Below are 18858 nucleotides of genomic sequence, written 5' to 3'. Positions count from 1 at the left end.
TCCCTTCTCGAAAACGCCGACGGACAATTCCGATCCTTCCACGACCGTCCGTCGAAGGGGTCAGCGTGACGCGAGATACGCGGCAAACGCTTCCTCGCTCGAATATTCGGGGACGTATCCGAACTGTTCCTTGAGCCGCCGATTGTCGAGAACCGGTCGGTACTGGAGAAATCCGACGCGCTCCGGACCGTGTTCCGTTACGCCCAATCGCCGTCCGACGCGTAGAACGCCTCGCAACAACCATGCAGGAAGCGTCACCGTGCTCTTGCCCATCCGGGAAGCCAACTCGTCGACGGTCAACGAGCCGTCGCCCGCGACATTGAAGATGCCCACTTGGTTTCCGGTCACGGCCTCCGCAAAAGCGCCCGCGACATCGGTGTGCCAGACGAAGACGAAGGGGCTGTCGCTCCCGGCAACCTTGAGCAGCTTGCGGCGATCGAACAACGCGGTGATCTGATTGTCGACGCTCTCACCCAAGATCGTGCCGATCCGGAAGACAACCTGTTCCAACTCCGGGTGTTCGACGCGATATTCGGCGAGCATCTCTTCGACCAGGCGTTTGTGGCGACTGTATGTGAATTCGTCGTTGCCTCGGACAGGTACGTCCTCGGTGATCCACGGTGGGCTGTCGGAGTGGTAGCCGTACGCCGCTCCGGACGAAGACACGACGATCCGTCCAACCCCGTGTTCGACGCAGGCCGCGAGCACGTTTCGTGTCCCGTCGACGTCGACGCGGTACTCCTGCTCTGCTGTCGTGTTCTTGCCGGGATTCACGATGGACGCAAGGTGGATCACGACGTTCGGTCGGTACTGACCGAACACCCGCCCCAATTCTGTGGGGTCGCAGACGTCCGCCCTGACGCGGCGGATGCGATCGTCCGGCGTGTCCTTGACCGTGAGGTCGACACAGACGACGGTGATGCCCTGCGCGATCAGTGCGTCGATGACAGCGGTACCCAGGAACCCGTTTCCGCCCGTGACGAGTGCGACGGTCATGCCGGTACCGCCTTTCGGGCGCGTCGCTTGGACCAGATCGTCGCCAGAGCCAACCCGGCGATGATGTCCCAGATCCCCCACCAGCCGGCCACGACGGCCATGCCACCGAGACCGTCGAAGAACGTGAACACCAGGCCAAGCCCCAGCCCCGCATTGCGGATGCCGACCTCGAAAGAGACGGCGCGACGGCTGTATTCGTTCAACCCGGTGACGGCGCCGCAGAAGTATCCCAGTGCGAGGGCAACCGTGTCGTGCAGGAAGACCGCGAGCAGTACCACCCCGATGTAGTCGACGAAGTACGACGCATTCCCCGACACCCCCGCGACGATGAAGATCAACAACGCCACCAACGAACCGTTTTTCACCCAAGGCTGCGCTTTCGCGGCGATCTCCGGAAACCTTCGTGCCGCCCAGATGCCGAGAACGAACGGCACACCGATGATCAGGGCGATTTGCGCGACCATCTCGAGCGCATTCAGGTTCACGGACTGCAACAGAGCGTCGGTCTCCGGGCGTCGGCTCCCCCAGAACGCAAGATTGAGCGGCATGAGGAAGATCGCGAGGACGTTCGACACCGCCGTCATGGACACCGAGAGTGCGACGTCGCCGCCCGCCCGGTGAGTCAGGACGTTCGAGATGTTCCCTGGCGGGCAGCACGCCACCAGGATCATGCCGAGTGCTACCGACGGAGCCGGCGAGAGAATCAGCGTCAGGAGAAAAGTCACTGCCGGCAACAGCAGGAACTGCGCAGCAATACCCACCGCCATCGCCTTGGGTTTGGTGAGCGCACGACGAAAGTCGTCGACCGAGGTGTCGAGGGCGATCCCCAGCATGATCGCGGCCAGCACCGCGTTGAGGATCATCAACGATCCCGGGTTGAAGTTGAGCACCACGTCGTCGATCGGCATCACTGTCCTCCCTTCGTCAGAGCGGCATCAAGCAGTCCGATGTGCCGCTTGATCGCCGAGCGGTAGGCGTCCTTGTTCACGTAGTAGGCCATTCGTCCCAACTTCAGGTACTTGTATCCCCCGGACAGATCGGGAGGAGGACCGGCCGCCGCCGCCGAGAATTCCCGCGCCGCGGCGGGGGCTTCGGTACGTGCGGTGATCAATTTGGCCACCAACTCGGCCTGCTCGAAACGGCCCTGCCACCCAAGACCGGATGCTTCGACCATGCCGAGAACAAAGAGATTGTCGTGGCGGCGACTCGCGACGTTGAGGAACAGGTCCGGGGCAGCGCCCGACCAGTCCAAGTCCTCGCGCGCGATGAAGGGATAGTCGAGGTGATACCCCGTGGCGCAGAGAACGAGGTCGTAGTCGGCAGACGATCCGTCGACAAACCGCACCGTCTTCCCCTCGAACCGGTCGACGTCGGCGCGCACGTGCACATCACCGTGCCCGATGTGGTGCAGGATCAACGAGTTCACGACCGGATGCGATTCGTAGATCTTGTAGTCCGGTGCCGGAAATCCGAACCGCACCGGATCACCCGTGAACTGCTTGAGTACCAAGGTGTCGACGCGTTGTTTGATCCACGGCGGCAACGGCTTTCCCTGATTCAAGGTGTCCGAGGGTCGGCCGAACAGATACTTGGGGACGAAGTAGTAGCCTCGCCGAACGCTCAGGTCGACGCACTCGGCCTGGTGGACGGCATCGACGGCGATGTCGCATCCACTGTTGCCCGCTCCGATGACCAGTACCTTCTTCCCGCGGAAGATCTCGGCGCTGCGGTACTGGCTCGTGTGCATCAACGTGCCGGTGAAGTCGCCCCGGAAAGTCGGCATGTTCGGCTTCGACAGCGTTCCGTTCGCGATGATCACGCCTCGATACCGCGCGACTGTTGTCTCACCGCTGCGACTGCGCGTGGTGACCTGCCATAGCGAATCGACCGGCGAAACGTCGACGACGGTAATGCCGAAGGCAAAGTGCCTGCGAAGATCGTGAGTATCGGCGTAGTCGCGGAAATAATCGGCAAGTTCGACGTGGCTCGGGTAGTCGGCCACCGAATCAGCCATCGGGAACTCCGCGAATGCGGTGGTGCCCTTCGAAGAGATGAGGTGCGCCGACTCGTAGACGGTGCTGTGCGGGTTGTCGATGTCCCAGAGCCCACCGACGTCGTCGTGGCTCTCGAAGCCGTCGAACGCTATCCCGGCCCGATCGAGGTTTCGCGCGCCGGCCAATCCAGACGGGCCCGCTCCGATCAGCGCGTACTTCTCCTCTGTGATCATCCGTCGAGCGTCGCAGATAGTCCGAATCTTGCAGCAATATGCCGGATAATGACGTTATGAGTGCACCAGATGCCGGCAACGGTCGCAGGATAGATGAAATCGATCTGAGGATAATCAATGCGCTCCAGCTCGCACCGCGATCGAAGTGGCTTTCGTTGGCCGAACCACTCGAACTCGACGCCGCGACTCTCGCCCGTCGTTGGAATCGACTCTCCGAATCGTCGTTGGCCTGGGTCACGGTCACTCCAGGGCCACAGGTGCTGGGCAGCATCGTCACAGCGATCATCGAAATCGATTGCTCACCTGCTCTTCTCGACACCGTCGCGGCACGGCTGACTCGCTCGGCCCACGCCGTGACCATCGAAGCATCAACGGGCAGAGCAGATCTGCTCGTCACAGCCGGTACCGCGGATCTGGCGTCGATGTCGCGCTTCATCTCGGAAGACGTCGCAACGATCGACGGTGTACTGGCGACACGTACCTCGATCATCACACGCTGGTTCACCGAAGGTGGGCGATGGAGACTCAATGCGCTGGCACCGTCCGAGAAGGGTGTGCTGACCACCAGCGAAAACCGTCCTGCCGTGCGCGCTCGGCCGACCGGGATATCCGAACAGGATCGCAAGGTTCTGACGAAGCTCGCTTACGACGGGCGCACTCCCATGAAGGAGTTGGCCGACGCGATCGGTGTCAGTCCCGCTGCGTGCAAACGCCAGATCGACCGGCTCACGTCTTCGGGGTTGGTGGCGCTGCGGTGTGAATTCGCGCGGCCGCTGGCCGGCCTTCCCGTGCTCGCCACTTTGTGGTGCCGCGTCGAACCCGAGCTTCTCGATACGGCGGGACGAGTGCTGAGTCGGGCGTCGGAAGTTCGAAACTGCTTCGCTGTAGTCGGCCCCGACAACCTGGTGGTTCAGTTGTGGCTGCATTCTCCTGCAGAACTCGATGCATTCGAAACTCGTCTGCGCAAGGAGATTCCGGGTCTTTGCGTCACGGAACGATCCATCGTGCTGTATCTGCGCAAACTGCTCGGCCACTTGCTCGACCAGCAAGGGCGACGGACGGACACCGTTGCGCCAGATGTGTGGCTTTCCGATTCACCTCAGTCGAAAAGCCGATAACACGACAGAGCCCACGACCACCTGGGATGGACGTGGGCTCTGTGATCAGTTGAGGAAATCAGCCGCGCATCTGCGCACCGACGGCCTTGGAAGCCGCCTCCACTGCCGCATCACGCGCGGCACTGGCCTCGTCCTCGGTCAGCGTCCGGTCGACACCACGGAATCGCAACGCGAACGCGAGCGACTTGCGGCCTTCACCGACCTGCGCGCCCTCGAAGACGTCGAAGAGGCGAATGTCTTCGAGTAGTTCGCCGCCGCCGGAACGCAGAGCTTCCTGGACCTTCGCCGCAGGAATATCGCGATCGACAACAACCGCCACGTCCTGGAGCACTGCGGGGAAGGGCGAAATGCGCGGCGCCGGCAGGTTCTCGACCAACGGCAAAGCGTCGAGGTCGATCTCCAGTGCACAAGTGCGCGCAGGCAATCCCGCACGCTCGAGAACAGCCGGATGCAGTTCGCCCGCATGACCGACTACGTTGCCGTCAACGACAACCTCGGCGCAACGGCCGGGATGCCACGGCAGGTACTGCGCCGCACGTAGTTCCACCTCGACGCCTGCTGCAGCTGCAATGACCCGCACTGCTGCAAAAGTGTCCGAAGCCTCGGCCTGACGGCCAGGGCCCCAGGGGCCGCTCGGCTCACGCAAACCACTCAACACTGCAGCGATGTGCACGGGCTGAGCCGGCAACGACGCGATCAGGTTCGCGATCTGCTCGTCCGTCGGACGACGATCCACCGGCAATGCATCCACCGGCTTGGTGTCGGGGCCCGGCAGGACGACCTGCGCGATGCCGTACAGCGACAGATCACGCTGACCGCGAGAAGCGTTGCGAGCCAGGATCTCCAGCAGACCCGGGAGCAGCGTGGTCGCCAACTCCGGACGATCGGCTTCGAGCGGGTTGAGGACCTTGCTGGTGTTGCCGCGCGGATCATCCGCGTCGAGGCCCCAGACGTCGAAGACGTTCGTCGGCAGGAAGACCGGAGGAAGGACCTCGACGTAACCGGCGTGAGCCACGGCCTTCGACACCGTGCGCTTCCGCCGCTGCGACGGAGTCAATCCGCGTCCAGCCGGAGCGGCGGGAAGCACAGACGGGATCTGCTCGAGACCTTCGAGGCGAAGAACTTCCTCGACGAGGTCCGCAGGCTGCACCAGGTCCGGACGCCACGACGGCGGCGTCGCGACCAACTGGCCGTGTCCCTCTTCGCTGACGCCGACCTCGACGTTGCAGCCAACCTGGGTGAGGCGGCGAGCTGCGGTGCCGTTGGGGTACGTGACTCCGGCGACACGGTCGGGCAGGTCGATATCCATGCGAATGGCAGCGCGAGGGGCGACATCGCCCACGTCGGTCAGGACCGGTTCGATCCGTCCGCCGGCAATCTCGACCAGCAGAGCGGCTGCGCGGTCGACGGCCGCGAGCGGAATTGCCGGATCGACGACGCGCTCGAAACGCTTGCTCGCCTCACTCGGCAGCTTGTGCCGGCGCGCCGTCTTGAAGACTGCGAGCGGATCCCAGGTAGCTCCTTCGAGGAGGATGTCCGTCGTTGCCGTTCCCACCTCGGTGGTTGCGCCGCCCATGACGGCAGCCAGCGAGATGACTCCGGAATCGTCGGCGATGACAACGTCTTCGGGATCGAGCGTGCGTTCGACGTCGTCGAGCGTCGTCAGCTTCTCCCCCGCCTTGGCGCGACGGACCACCAGGTCGCCCTGCACTGCGGTCGCATCGAACGCGTGCAGAGGCTGACCGAGTTCGAGCATCACGTAGTTGGTGACGTCGACTGCCGGCGAGATCGGGCGAACACCCGAGAGCAGCAGTCGACGCTGCAGCCACCACGGGCTCACTGCCTGCGGATCGATACCCGTGATCTTCCGCATCACGAAACGCGAAGCCTTGGACTCCGGTTCGAGGCGCACCGGCCAGGCTTCACCCTCAGCCGGGTGAGCGGGAACCGAAGCGGGATCGGCGTATTCGAGATCGAAGCCGCACGCGAGTTCTCGCGTGAGACCGCGGACCGAGAAGCAGTAGCCACGGTCCGGGGTGATGTTCAGTTCGATGATCGTGTCACCGAGACCGAGCAACTCGTTGCCGTCCGCGCCGGGTTCGGCGGTACCGGGCTCGAGCACCAAGATGCCCGAATGGTCTTTGCCGATACCGAGTTCCGAGACGGAGCAGATCATGCCGTCGGACACCTGGCCGTACGTCTTGCGAGTGGCGATTTCGAATCCGCCGGGCAGCACCGCGCCGGGCAACGCAACGACGACGAGGTCACCCTCGTTGAAATTACGCGCGCCACAGACGATGCCGCGAGGCTCGGGTTCGCCGACCTCGACCTGGCAGAAGCGGATCGGCTTCTTGAACTCGGTCAGTTCGGTGATGGAGACGACCTTGCCGACGACCAACGGGCCGTCGATCGCCTCGAGTGTGTCGAGTTCCTCGACTTCGAGTCCCACCCGGACGAACCCGGCGTCCAGCTCTTCCGGGGTCACCTCCCAGTCCGGAGTTGCCCGCTGCAGGATCTCGGTCAGCCAGGATTGCGCTACTCGCACGTCTGCTCAGCTCTCTCGTTTGTCGATAAGTCTTTGTGAAGGTTCCGCGGACCGGATCGGTCAGCCTGCGACACCGAAGGGCAGCGTGAAACGCACGTCACCTTCGACGATGTCGCGCATGTCCGGGATACCGTTGCGGAACTGCAGGGTCCGCTCGAGGCCCATGCCGAATGCGAAACCCGAGTACTCGTCGGGATCGATACCGCTGGCGCGCAGAACGTTCGGGTTGACCATGCCGCAGCCGCCCCACTCGACCCAGCCTGCGCCGCCCTTCTTGTTCGCGAACCAGACATCGACCTCGGCCGACGGTTCCGTGAACGGGAAGTAGTTGGGGCGCATACGGGTACGCGTCTCGGGGCCGAAAAGGGCACGAGCGAACGCGTCGAGAGTCCCGCGCAGGTTGGCCATGGTCAGGCCCTTGTCGACGGCCAGGCCTTCGACCTGCGAGAAGACAGGCGTGTGGGTCGCATCGAGTTCATCGGTGCGGAACGTGCGGCCCGGGCACACCACGTAGATCGGTACCTCACGCGAGAGCATGGTGCGGACCTGCACCGGCGAGGTGTGGGTACGCAGCACCTGGCGCGAGTTCTCGGGTGCCAGGTGGAAGGTGTCCTGCATCGTGCGGGCAGGGTGATCCGGCAAGAAGTTGAGCGCGTCGAAGTTGAAGTGCTCGGTCTCCACCTCCGGACCCTCGGCAACTTCCCAACCCATCGCGACGAATACGTCGGCGACCTGCTCGGAAATCAGGCTGATCGGGTGACGCGCCCCGACGGGGTGGCGATCGGAGGGCAGAGTGACGTCGATTGCCTCGGCAACCAACACCGCGGCGTCACGCTCGGCGAGGAGGACCTCACGACGAGCGTCGTACGCGTTGTTGATCCGAGTGCGGAAGATGTTGACGCGCTTACCGGCGTCCGCCTTTTCCTTGCCCGGAAGGCTGCCGAGACCCCGGCGCGCGAGGGCGATCGGGGACTTGTCCCCCAGGTGCTCCACCTTGACGTGCGCCAGCGCGTCCAGGTCAGCGGCGTCCGCCAGCGCCTTCTCGGCGTTCTCAGCCGCAGCGGTCAACGCCTCTTCGGTGAGTACACTCGCGTCGACCTCCGGCGGTGTCGCGCCCTCATTTTTGGCCACGGCTGTGACGCTCCTGTCGCTTCTCGGTTTACTTCTCGTACTGCGTGCTTCTTGTACTGCTTACTTCTTGTACTGCGAGCGAGCTTTCGAACTCGCTCGAGCATTGTCTCTGCTCTTGTATTGTCTCAGGCTTCCGCAAATGGGATTCCGTGAGGTCTTCGCGTGCGTTTTCAGCCGTGATCGGTGGCGCGATTTTGCACCCGCGCGCTTGCGTACAGGCAAATTGCCGCCGCTGTCGCGAGGTTCAAGCTTTCGGCGCGGCCATGGATCGGAATCCTGACCCGATGATCAGCCTGCGCGGCGATCGCCGGATCGAGACCGTGCGCTTCGTTACCGAACAGCCAGGCCGTCGGCTTGCTCAGCAACTCGTCGGCCTCGTCGAGATCGACCTCGCCGTCAGCTGCAGTCGCGAGAATCTGAATGCCTGCTGCGCGAATCTGCTCGATCACCGACACTGTGTCTCGATCGCGGACGACTGGCAGGTGAAACAGGCTGCCCGCCGACGAACGAACGACCTTGCCGTTATGCGGATCGACGCTGTCACCGGCGAGGATTGCCGCATCGGCACCCACTGCGTCGGCGATGCGAATGACGGTGCCCGCGTTACCTGGTTCGTTGACCTCGACCGGCACTGCGAGCAGGCGGGTCTCCTGATGGACGGCTGCGCTCAGCGGTACATCCAGTAGATCGCTGACGGCAACGAGTCCGGGCGGCGTGACGGTATCGCTCAGAGCTTTGATTGCTCGATCGGTCACAAGAGCAACACGAACTCCAGCGGTCAGCGCCCGATCGATGACGTGCTGATAGCGCTCGGCTGCGTCCTCGGTGTAGAAGAGGTCGTGTACCGGGCGGGCCTCGCCATTCGAGAGTGCACCGTTCAACAGTTCGGTGACCGAGTTCTCGCCCTCGACGAGGAAACGTCCTGCTTTGCGTCGTTCTGCTGTGCGCAGGAGCTTGACAGCAGAAACGACCCGCGGAGTCCGCTCGGTGAGCGGGTCCACGGGCCGTTGCTGTGATGCGTGAATCAGGCTGCTTCTCCGGCAGGAGCGTTCACGTCAGCCGGCAGAGCGGCCTTCGCGAGTGCGACCAGGCCGGCAAAGGCCTCGGCATCGGAGACAGCGAGCTCGGCCAGGATCTTGCGGTCGACGTCGACCTCTGCCAGACGCAGGCCCTGGATGAGGCGGTTGTACGTGATGTCGTTTGCACGAGCTGCAGCGTTGATACGCGTGATCCACAGCTTGCGGAACTCGCCCTTGCGCGCACGACGGTCGCGGTACGCGTAGGTGAGCGAGTGGAGCTGCTGCTCCTTGGCCTTGGTGTACAGACGCGAACGCTGTCCACGGTAGCCGCTGGATGCAGCAAGAATTGAACGACGCTTCTTCTGGGCGTTGACCGCCCTCTTTACGCGTGCCACTTGAAAAATCCTGTCAATCTAGGGGCTGAAAGTACGGCCCCGGGTGGTCAGTAAGGGGGCGACTCAGATGCCGAGCATGCGCTTGATGCGCGGAGCGTCGTCAGGGCTGACAACAGCGACACCGTCGAGACGACGGGTAACCCTGCTGGACTTGTGCTCGAGAAGGTGGCGACGGCCGGCCTTCTGGCGCATGAGCTTTCCGCTGCCGGACACCTTGAATCGCTTCGAGGCGCCGCTGTGGCTCTTCATCTTGGGCATGGAGTCCTCAGTTCTTGTTACGTGGTGGATCTTGGGAAATCGACTAGCTGGCCGGAGCCTCGGGAGCGGCATCGCCGGTCGCCGGTGCTTCCGGAGCTGCTTCACTGGAAGCCGGTGCGGCCGGAGCCGGACGCGGAGCAGCCTGAGCCACTGGCGCCTGAGCGCTCTCCTGCGCCTTGACACGAGTCTTGGCGCCCTTGTGCGGTGCCAGGACCATCGTCATGTTTCGGCCGTCCTGCTTTGCCGAGGTTTCGACGAATCCGAGATCTGCGACGTCTGCTCCCAGACGCTGCAGAAGGCGGTAGCCGAGTTCGGGGCGTGACTGCTCACGTCCGCGGAACATGATCGTGACCTTGACCTTGGAACCGGCTTCGAGGAAGCGAACGACGTTGCGCTTCTTGGTCTCGTAGTCGTGGTCGTCGATCTTGGGTCGGAGCTTCTGCTCCTTGATGACCGTCAGCTGCTGGTTCTTACGTGACTCACGTGCCTTCTGTGCAGCCTCGTACTTGAACTTGCCGTAGTCCATGATCTTGCAGACCGGTGGACGGGCGTCAGGAGCTACCTCGACCAGGTCGAGGTCGGCCTCAAGGGCCAAGCGGAGTGCATCTTCAACACGCACGATGCCTACCTGTTCGCCGCCAGGTCCGACCAAACGAACCTCGGGAACGCGGATACGATCGTTGATGCGGGTCTCAGTGCTGATGGGGCCTCCTAGGTTGAACGGTGCGGTCTTCATGACCGCACGCAGCCCGTACCGCCCGCACCCCAACAAAAAAGCCCCGCTGTGATGATTGCTCATCCGCGGGGCCCGATGTCGACCGATCACATAAGATCCAGCTCACGCCGAAACCTATCTCCTCGACTGAGCGAGGAACCTGACGAAGAATGATCTCCGATAACAGGTGACCGGAACCACTGAACTGCAGTTTCACCTGCCGCGCAGAGGTGGGAGTCGGACTCCACTTGCTGCCCCCGAACAAGTCGGAGGCGGTCGTTGCAACAAGAGTAACAGGTCGCCACAGATGAAAGAAATCGGTGCCGCTCCCAGTGCTGCCGGGAGAGGCCCGATTCAACACCGTCACGGCCTGATGGAATCCTTACATCCATGAGTGAGAACTTCGAGGCAGAACAGAACACCGACGGCGCGAACCCCGACGTCCGCGAACTCTCCGAAGTTCCCGCGGTCGAGGTCATCAGCCGCGCTGCAGTGATGCTGATGAGTTCGGCTGCCGAAAAACTCGGCCTCTCCGACGCCGATCCGTCTTCCAGCCCCTACCTGGACCTCGACGAAGCGCGTCGCGTCATCACGGCACTTGCCGGACTCGTGACTGCGTCGGTCGAATACCTCGGCCCTCATGCCGGACCCATCCGTGAAGGCCTCCAAGCCCTGCAGCGCGCATTCCGTGAGGCGTCCTCGCACCCGGACGAGCCAGGAAAGGGACCGGGCGAGAAGTTCACCGGTCCGGTCTACTGAGTTGGCAACCGCCAACAAGACTCAACCGACGCCCGAGGACGTCGACGCATTCATTTCACGCGTCGACGACCGCAAACGCGCCGACGCCGTGGAGCTGATCTCCCTGCTGTCGGCCGCAACCGGCGAGCCTGCTGTCATGTGGGGCTCGAGCATCATCGGATTCGGGGCACGGCACTACCGATATGCGAGTGGCCACGAAGGTGACACCCCACTGATCGGATTCTCCCCCAGGGCCACCGCGCTCACGTTGTACTTGTCGCTGAACTTCGACGACTACACCGACACGCTCGCTCGCCTCGGCAAGCACAAAATCGGCAAGGGCTGCCTGTACGTCAAACGGCTGAGCGACGTCGATATGACGACCCTGACCGAACTGATCACGGATTCCGTTGCCGCAGCCCGCAACATGATCGACTGAGTCACTCACCTACGGGGAGAAACAGGCCGAGCGTCTTCGGGCGGTTGCCCGAAGACGGTCGAATCGCGTGGTGTGAAGTGATCGTTCGTCAGCGTGGCCCGACGCATTCGATCGAGTCGAAACCACCGCACGGCGTCGCGCTCGCGACACCAGCCGATGAGAAACCACTGACCACGGTCCTGCGCCAGAATGTGCGGCTCAACTGCCCGCACCGTCTCCGCACCGTCCCCATCCACGTAGTGCAACGACACGACTCGACTCTGTTCGAGACCCTGCTCGACGGCCTGCCGGTTCGCGCGCGAATCCGTCAGAGCCCCGCCGTCACCGCGAATCCACACGCGGCCACCGAGCTCGGCGACCTTGCGACGACTCTCCTCGTCCATCACATCGAGCAGTTTCGCCAGCGCTGCTCGCCCATCCGGCGCAAACGGAGCATCACCCATCGCCGTCAAGGCCAACGCGATCGAAACTGCCTGCGGAACAGTGAAATTCACCGGCGGCAGCGTGGCGCGACCCACGAGTCGGTATCCACCTCCGGGACCTGAGCGCGCTTCGATCGCCGCACCCGACATCATCAGCGTCTCGATATCCCTCTTGATCGTCCGGGTGGTGACACCGAATTCCTCGGACAATCGGGAGCACGTAGTCCCTCGATCGCCCTGTCGCCGAAGTTCCTCGACGAGAGCATGCAATCTCGCAGCTCGATTCACGTTCACCAGTGTCTCAGATTCCGATACCAAACGGTGACATAATTGGTGACACTCTGTTGTCACCAACCCGGGTGCACTGTGAGTACATGAAAACTCACATCGTTCTTGTTCCCGGATTCTGGCTCGGTTCATGGGCTTGGGACGCAGTCCTCCCCCACCTCGAACGTTCCGACACCCGCGTGACCAGCCTGACACTGCCCGGGCTCGACTCAGTAGACACAGATCGATCAGCGGTCACCTTCGACGCTCACGTCCGTGCAGTCGTCGACGCCGTATCGGACTCCGACGAGCGCACGGTCTTGGTCGTACACAGCGGCGCCGGCCCGGTGGGGTACGCCGTCACCGATCGCATCCCGGATCGCGTCGCTCGGATCGTCTACGTCGACTCGGGCCCCATGCCCGACGGCGCAGCGCTGCGACCGGATCTGGCCTCCGATGTCATCGAGATTCCGCTCCCCACGTGGGCAGAGCTCGAAGCGGACGGCAGCAGCCTCGAAGGACTCGACGAGAAAGCTCTGGAGACGTTCCGCGCCAACGCGGTACCCGAACCGGCTGGGCCCGCGCGTGAGCCGATTGTCCTGACGAACGAAAAGCGCTACCAGGTGCCGTCAACCGTCGTTTGCAGCACGTTCCCCTCCGCGGTGATCGCCCAGATGGCCGACGGAGGTCATCCGATGGCCGCCGAACTGGCGAAACTCCCCGTGACGTACGTCGACCTCCCGACCGGCCATTGGCCGATGTGGTCGCGCCCCGAAGAGGTCGCCAACGTAATTCTCGAGACCAGCACTTCCTGATCGACAAAGCAGTGATGCCGGGTCGATTCCGACCCGGCATCACTGACCGATTTCTACTTGCTCACGTTCTACTAGCTCACGGAAGCGGCTTTCTTCCGTGGCGCGGCCTTCTTTGCGGCAACTGCCTTCGTCGCACGCTTCTTGGTGATCGGCTTGGCCTTGACCGGCGCGTGCTGTGCGGTGAGAACCTCACTGAGGAACTTGCCCGTGTAGCTCTCGGGGACCGCGGCAACGTCTTCCGGCGTACCTTGCGCCACAACGGTTCCGCCGCCGGATCCACCCTCGGGTCCCATGTCGACGACCCAGTCCGACGTCTTGATCACGTCGAGGTTGTGCTCGATCACGATCACGCTGTTGCCCTTGTCGACCAGACCGTTGATCACGATCAGGAGCTTTCGGATGTCCTCGAAATGCAGACCCGTGGTGGGCTCGTCGAGGATGTACACCGTGCGACCGGTGGACCGCTTCTGCAATTCGGCGGCGAGCTTGACGCGCTGCGCTTCACCACCGGACAGAGTCGGAGCCGGCTGACCCAGTCGGACATAGCCCAGGCCGACGTCGACCAGCGTCTTGAGGTACCGGTGAATTGAGGTGACCGGCTGGAAGAACTCGGCTGCTTCCTCGATAGGCATGTCGAGTACCTCGGCGATCGACTTGCCCTTGTAGTGGACCTCGAGCGTTTCGCGGTTGTACCGAGCGCCGTGGCATACCTCGCAGGGCACGTACACGTCCGGCAGGAAGTTCATCTCGATCTTCAAGGTTCCGTCGCCGGAGCACGCCTCGCAGCGTCCACCCTTGACATTGAACGAGAATCGGCCGGGCTGGTAACCGCGGACTTTCGCTTCCGTCGTGGCCGCGAACAGGGTTCGAATCTTGTCGAACACACCGGTGTACGTCGCCGCATTCGATCGCGGAGTCCGGCCGATCGGAGACTGATCGACCTGCACGAGCTTGTCCAGCTGATCGAGTCCGTTGATTCGTGTGTGACGGCCAGGCACCTGGCGTGCACCGTTGAGCTTGTTCGCCATGACGGTCGCGAGAATGTCGTTGACCAACGTCGACTTGCCCGAACCGGAGACACCGGTGACAGCGGTGAGAACACCCAGCGGGAAACTCACGTCGATGCCGTCGAGATTGTGCTCGCGAGCTCCGACGACCGTGACCTGGCGTTTGCGATCCACCGGCCGACGAATGGCCGGAACCTCGATGAAGCTGCGACCCGACAGGTAGGCGCCGGTCAGAGATTCTTCACACGTCAGCAGTTCTTCGTACGGTCCGCTGTGGACGACCTTGCCGCCGTGCTCGCCGGCGTACGGTCCGATGTCGACTACCCAGTCGGACGTGCGGATAGTGTCTTCGTCGTGCTCGACGACTATCAGCGTGTTGCCGAGGTCGCGCAAGCGCGTCAGGGTTTCGATCAGTCGTCGATTGTCACGCTGATGCAGGCCGATGGACGGCTCGTCGAGTACATACAGCACGCCGACGAGTCCGGAACCGATCTGCGTTGCCAAGCGGATTCGCTGGGCCTCGCCACCGGACAACGTGCCAGCGGCACGCGAGAGGGAAAGGTATTCCAAGCCGACGTCGAGCAGGAACCCGAGTCGTGCCTGAACTTCCTTGAGGACCTGACCCGCAATCGCCTCTTCGCGCGAACCGAGAGTGAGGCTGTTCAAGAAGTCCGCGCAATCGGAGATCGACAGTTCACAGACCTCGGCGATGGACTTACTGCCGAAGTCTCCAGCCGCGATAGTTACCGACAGGATTTCCGGGCGCAGGCGAGCACCACCACACGCCGGGCACGGCGTGTCGCGCATGTACCCGTCGTACCGTTCCTTCATCTGATCCGATTCGGTCTGTTCGAGCCGGCGATGCAGGAACGGCATCACACCTTCGAACTCCGCGTAGTAAGAACGGGTACGGCCGTACCGATTCTTGTACCGGACGTGAACCTGCTCCTCGCTGCCTTCGAGGATTGCTTTGCGGGCCTTCGCCGGCAACTTGTTCCACGGCGTCTTCATGTCGAAACCGAGGATGTCGCCGAGGCCGGAGAGCAACCGTCCGAAGTACTCCGAACTCTGGCCCATCGACCACGGCGCGATCGCTCCGTCTTCGAGACTCAGGTCGGGATCGGGAACCACCAGATCCGGGTCGACCTCCTTGCGGATACCGAGGCCGGTGCATTCCGGGCAGGCGCCGTAGGGCGAGTTGAAGGAGAACGAGCGCGGTTCGAGATCGTCGATCGCGAGTGCGTGGCCATTCGGGCAGGCCAGCTTCTCGGAGAAACGACGCTCACGATCAGGTGCATTTTCTTCACGGTCGACGAAGTCGAGGACCACGATGCCTTCAGCCAAGCGAAGTGCGGTCTCGACCGAGTCGGTCAGGCGCTGCTTCGAACTCGCCTTGACCTGCAATCGGTCGACCACTACTTCGATGTCGTGCTTTTCCTGCTTCTTGAGCTTCGGCGGATCCGCCAGCGAATGGACGACACCGTCGACGCGCACTCGCGAGTAGCCCTGGGTATTGAGCTGATCGAAAAGGTCGACGAACTCGCCCTTACGAGTACGGACTACCGGTGCGAGGACCTGGAACTTGATGCCCTCTTCCATCTCGAGCACCTGGTCGACGATCTGCTGGGGCGTCTGACGTGCGATCTTCTCACCACACACCGGGCAGTGCGCCGAACCCGCGCGGGCATAGAGAAGTCGGAGGTAGTCGTAGACCTCGGTAATGGTGCCCACCGTCGAACGGGGGTTGCGGTTGGTCGACTTCTGGTCGATCGACACCGCAGGAGACAATCCCTCGATGAAGTCCACATCCGGCTTGTCCATCTGGCCGAGGAACTGACGCGCGTATGCCGAGAGCGACTCGACGTAGCGGCGCTGACCTTCGGCGAAGATCGTGTCGAACGCGAGGCTGGACTTGCCGGAGCCGGACAACCCGGTGAAGACGATCAGGCTGTCTCGCGGGAGGTCGAGATCGACTCCTCGCAGATTGTGCTCACGCGCACCCCGCACGATCAGGCGATCCGCCACACCAATTCCCTTCATTGTCAATCGTCCGGGGCCGTCCCCCCGGAGAAGTCTCGAGTGGCCTCGCAAACGCGAGTCCTCGAGCGATCGTCATCGTAGGCCGAGCCACCGACACGTTTTTCTCACCAGGCGAGCCCATCGCTCTACCTGCCCCTATTCGAAGGTAGCCTGCGTTTCATGACGAATCAGCCCATCGTGATCGACGACTCCTACACCGGTCAGGTCTCCCCCGATTCTGCCCCTCAGCGGCGCACAGTCGAAGGCGCCGTCATCACGAAGATGTCGGTCGGCCCCATGGACAACAACACTTACCTCGTCGCCTGTTCCACGACCGGGAAATCTCTCCTGATCGATGCGGCCAACGAAGCCGAGAAGATCATCGCGCTCATCGAACAGGAAGCACCTGTTTTCGATTCCATCGTCACCACCCACCAGCACGGCGATCACTGGTTGGCCCTCGAAGACGTTCACGCCGCAACCAAGGTGCCGACCGCCGCGCACCCCCTCGACGCAGAGGTCCTTCCCGTCACCCCGGACGTGCTCCTCGAAGACGGCGACAAGGTGACCGTTGGCAACTTGAGCCTCGACGTCATTCACCTGTCCGGCCACACGCCCGGCTCCATCGCGCTGGCTCTCACCGAACCGAGCGGACAGGTTCACCTCTTCACCGGCGACTCACTCTTCCCCGGCGGAGTAGGCAAGACCGCCGACCCCGAGAAGTTCACTTCTCTGCTCGACGACGTGGAAAACAAGCTGTTCGGAAGGTACGACGACGCGACTGTCGTCTACCCCGGGCATGGCAAGGACACGACGCTCGGCGCCGAGCGCCCGCACCTGGCGGAGTGGCGCGAACGCGGTTGGTGACGTTTCACCTGTTCCGTACTGGACCCCGCTAACCGACTTGGCTGTCGACCTGTTCACCGTTGACTCGAAGTCGCGGAAGCCAGGTCGACAGAGTCCGGCCCAGTCCTTCGACCATCCGTTCCCCGAACACACACAGCGTGCGTTCCCACGGATGGCCGAAGGTCCCTTCCGTGAAGTCGTCCCGACTGAATATGTAGTAGTCACCGTTCGGATAGACCGGGACACGCCACTCCGCAAGCTCCTTCGCAGCAGCGTGTGCCTCCGCGTCGAAGGTGTAGCCCGGATGCTGCCAATCCAGAACGACGAAGTTGGGATCGTCGTTCCAATCGGTGACAAAACAGCGCAACGCTTCGGCGTTGATCGCATCCACGCGAGCGGCCCACGCCCCTGGAGTCGCAGCTGGCGCCGCACCCAAATCGAAGACCACGGACGGGATGGGCTCGGCGATGGCGGGCCAAGACCGTGCGTCGATGCCGGGCGTGAACCCAAAGCGGTCACGAAAGATCGCCCAGTTTCTCTCGTTCTCCTCGTCCGACAGCTGTCCCCAGCCGGTGGGAAGGGTCGAGCCGAAGTTCTGAGTCATCTTGGTGGTCACAACACCATCGTGCTCGAACGGTGCGCATACTGTGACACCTTCGAACACGCCGTATGCGGATACGCGGTAACGGATACTTCAGAACGGTGTGTCCGGATCAGTGGAGAAGTCATCGTCGCAGTACAACGCGCTTCGGCGACCAGGAATCCGGCGACCGGGTCAGGCGTGCCGGGATCGCCGAACCGGACCAATTCCTTGTGAGATCGCTAGGGTGGAAAACGAACCTACATCGGGAGGCTTGAAACATGCTGGTACGTCGAATTGCTCGTCCACTGCTTTCCACGATCTTCATCGCCGGGGGAATCGATGCTTTGCGCAACCCCGCTCAGCGAGCAGCCAAAGCGTCACCGCTGATCGACAAATCCGTCGAGACGCTGCCAGGAGCAGTGACGCAGAAGGTGCCTGCTGATCCGGAAACACTCGTCAAGATCAACGCCGCCGTCCAGATCGGCGGCGGTGCCCTGCTGGCCACCGGCAAGGCGCCGCGGCTCGCGTCGTTGGTGCTCGCGGGGAGCCTGGTACCGACCACGCTTGCCGGTCACGACTTCTGGAACGAAACCGATCCGTCACTGCGAGCGATGCAGCGCACAAACTTCATCAAGAACGTCAGCTTGCTCGGCGGACTGATGATCGCCTCCGTCGACACCGAGGGCAAGCCGTCGCTCGGCTGGCGTGGCCGCCGCGCCGCGAAGAAGGCCCAGGCGTCTATCGCCGCAGCAATTCCTTTGGTCGCATCGCAGACCGATCACACGAGCGATCGCGTCGAGCATGCTCTGTCGGTGGCGTCCGAACGCGGTTCCGAGCTTGCCGAAACCGCGAAGGCACACGGCACGGATTGGCTCGAACTTGCGAAGGAGCGCAGCTCCGAGTTTGCGGAGATCGCGAGCAAGCGAGCCGCGGAATTCGGAGAGGTCGCCAAAGAACGCGGCCCGGACATCCTCGAAGTCGCGCAGAAGCGCGGCTCCGAACTGGCCGAGACCGCACGCGAGCGCAGCGCCGAACTGGCAGAGCTGGCGAGCAAGCGCAGCTCTGAGTTCGCCGAACTCGCCCTCGAGAAGAGCAACGAGTGGGCCGAAACGGCGTCGGAGCAAACCGAGGTGCTGGGTAAGCGTGCCCGAAAGCGCGCCGAGAAGGCGCTCGAAAAGGCTCGCGCCAAGAAGGACGAATTGACGCACTGAGTGCACCGAAAGACAGGTCAGGCCACCTTCGGGTGGCCTGACCTGTATCTATGCGGCAGTTCATCTGGGGGAACTAGACTGTCTTGGCGCTTTTGCAGCGCGTGAAT

General features: G+C 62.9%; 18 protein-coding genes. 6 read left to right on the top strand and 12 right to left on the bottom strand.

Annotated features, from left to right (window positions below; genetic code table 11):
• Window positions 1–60 precede the first annotated feature (60 nt).
• Genes ABIE52_RS06145 through ABIE52_RS06135 form a run of 3 tightly spaced genes read right to left on the bottom strand, consistent with a single transcriptional unit; the run spans window position 61 to window position 3223 of the window.
• Window positions 61–996, bottom strand: coding sequence for an SDR family oxidoreductase (locus ABIE52_RS06145; RefSeq protein ID WP_058227020.1), 936 nt, complete (start codon window positions 994–996; stop codon window positions 61–63).
• Window positions 993–1904 (bottom strand): bile acid:sodium symporter family protein, encoded by a 912-nt coding sequence (locus ABIE52_RS06140; RefSeq protein ID WP_007736251.1) that lies wholly within the window; start codon window positions 1902–1904, stop codon window positions 993–995. Before ABIE52_RS06140 ends, ABIE52_RS06145 begins: the two co-directional genes overlap by 4 nt.
• Entirely contained in the window at window positions 1904–3223 is a 1320-nt protein-coding gene (locus ABIE52_RS06135) for a flavin-containing monooxygenase (protein ID WP_007736253.1), read from the bottom strand. The genes ABIE52_RS06140 and ABIE52_RS06135 overlap by 1 nt, the downstream gene beginning before the upstream one ends.
• Before the next feature lie 56 nt (window positions 3224–3279).
• Between ABIE52_RS06135 and ABIE52_RS06130 the strand changes: the two genes are divergently transcribed.
• Complete coding sequence (locus ABIE52_RS06130) at window positions 3280–4341, top strand: Lrp/AsnC family transcriptional regulator (protein WP_030536729.1); 1062 nt, start codon at window positions 3280–3282, stop codon at window positions 4339–4341.
• 58 nt (window positions 4342–4399) lie between these two features.
• Here the strand turns inward: ABIE52_RS06130 and pheT are convergent, their stop codons facing one another.
• The 6 genes from pheT to infC form a co-directional block, all read right to left on the bottom strand.
• Window positions 4400–6886, bottom strand: coding sequence for a phenylalanine--tRNA ligase subunit beta (gene pheT, locus ABIE52_RS06125; RefSeq protein WP_192712930.1), 2487 nt, complete (start codon window positions 6884–6886; stop codon window positions 4400–4402).
• Between the two features lie 60 nt (window positions 6887–6946).
• Window positions 6947–8017 carry a phenylalanine--tRNA ligase subunit alpha gene (gene pheS / locus ABIE52_RS06120; protein ID WP_003944109.1) on the bottom strand — a complete coding sequence of 357 codons (1071 nt, stop codon included), beginning with the start codon at window positions 8015–8017 and terminating at the stop codon, window positions 6947–6949.
• Between the two features lie 170 nt (window positions 8018–8187).
• Window positions 8188–9018, bottom strand: a complete 831-nt coding sequence (locus ABIE52_RS06115; protein WP_007736261.1) for a TrmH family RNA methyltransferase — start codon at window positions 9016–9018, stop codon at window positions 8188–8190.
• A gap of 23 nt (window positions 9019–9041) precedes the next feature.
• Window positions 9042–9431 carry a 50S ribosomal protein L20 gene (gene rplT, locus ABIE52_RS06110; protein ID WP_003944011.1) on the bottom strand — a complete coding sequence of 130 codons (390 nt, stop codon included), beginning with the start codon at window positions 9429–9431 and terminating at the stop codon, window positions 9042–9044.
• A 63-nt stretch (window positions 9432–9494) separates the two neighbouring features.
• Window positions 9495–9689, bottom strand: coding sequence for a 50S ribosomal protein L35 (gene rpmI, locus ABIE52_RS06105; RefSeq protein ID WP_003944043.1), 195 nt, complete (start codon window positions 9687–9689; stop codon window positions 9495–9497).
• Between the two features lie 43 nt (window positions 9690–9732).
• Window positions 9733–10425, bottom strand: coding sequence for a translation initiation factor IF-3 (gene infC, locus ABIE52_RS06100; RefSeq protein WP_003944008.1), 693 nt, complete (start codon window positions 10423–10425; stop codon window positions 9733–9735).
• A 369-nt stretch (window positions 10426–10794) separates the two neighbouring features.
• On the opposite strand from infC, the gene ABIE52_RS06095 reads away from it, so the two are divergent.
• On the top strand, window positions 10795–11163 hold the full coding sequence (locus ABIE52_RS06095; protein WP_007736262.1) for a DUF1844 domain-containing protein: 369 nt from the start codon (window positions 10795–10797) through the stop codon (window positions 11161–11163).
• A 1-nt stretch (window position 11164) separates the two neighbouring features.
• Window positions 11165–11581, top strand: a complete 417-nt coding sequence (locus tag ABIE52_RS06090) for a DUF1801 domain-containing protein (RefSeq protein WP_007736263.1) — start codon at window positions 11165–11167, stop codon at window positions 11579–11581.
• A gap of 5 nt (window positions 11582–11586) precedes the next feature.
• On the opposite strand, the gene ABIE52_RS06085 is transcribed toward ABIE52_RS06090, so the two are convergent.
• Entirely contained in the window at window positions 11587–12297 is a 711-nt protein-coding gene (locus ABIE52_RS06085) for a helix-turn-helix transcriptional regulator (RefSeq protein ID WP_054827277.1), read from the bottom strand.
• A gap of 80 nt (window positions 12298–12377) precedes the next feature.
• On the opposite strand from ABIE52_RS06085, the gene ABIE52_RS06080 reads away from it, so the two are divergent.
• Window positions 12378–13085 (top strand): alpha/beta fold hydrolase, encoded by a 708-nt coding sequence (locus ABIE52_RS06080; RefSeq protein WP_064444635.1) that lies wholly within the window; start codon window positions 12378–12380, stop codon window positions 13083–13085.
• Window positions 13086–13156: 71 nt separating this feature from the next.
• On the opposite strand, the gene uvrA is transcribed toward ABIE52_RS06080, so the two are convergent.
• Window positions 13157–16117, bottom strand: a complete 2961-nt coding sequence (gene uvrA, locus ABIE52_RS06075; protein ID WP_024487477.1) for an excinuclease ABC subunit UvrA — start codon at window positions 16115–16117, stop codon at window positions 13157–13159.
• Between the two features lie 174 nt (window positions 16118–16291).
• On the opposite strand from uvrA, the gene ABIE52_RS06070 reads away from it, so the two are divergent.
• A complete protein-coding gene (locus ABIE52_RS06070; protein ID WP_054187410.1) occupies window positions 16292–16978 on the top strand; it encodes an MBL fold metallo-hydrolase in 687 nt (228 codons plus the stop codon).
• A 28-nt stretch (window positions 16979–17006) separates the two neighbouring features.
• Here ABIE52_RS06070 and ABIE52_RS06065 read toward each other — a convergent pair whose 3' ends face one another.
• On the bottom strand, window positions 17007–17573 hold the full coding sequence (locus tag ABIE52_RS06065; RefSeq protein WP_230793111.1) for a DUF2716 domain-containing protein: 567 nt from the start codon (window positions 17571–17573) through the stop codon (window positions 17007–17009).
• 245 nt (window positions 17574–17818) lie between these two features.
• On the opposite strand from ABIE52_RS06065, the gene ABIE52_RS06060 reads away from it, so the two are divergent.
• Window positions 17819–18751 (top strand): DoxX family protein, encoded by a 933-nt coding sequence (locus tag ABIE52_RS06060; RefSeq protein WP_030536737.1) that lies wholly within the window; start codon window positions 17819–17821, stop codon window positions 18749–18751.
• Window positions 18752–18858 lie beyond the last annotated feature (107 nt).

Origin of the sequence: Rhodococcus sp. OAS809, from assembly GCF_040546695.1 — a bacterium.
Lineage (GTDB): Bacteria > Actinomycetota > Actinomycetes > Mycobacteriales > Mycobacteriaceae > Rhodococcus_F > Rhodococcus_F qingshengii.
This window is presented reverse-complemented; position numbering and strand designations above follow the sequence as displayed.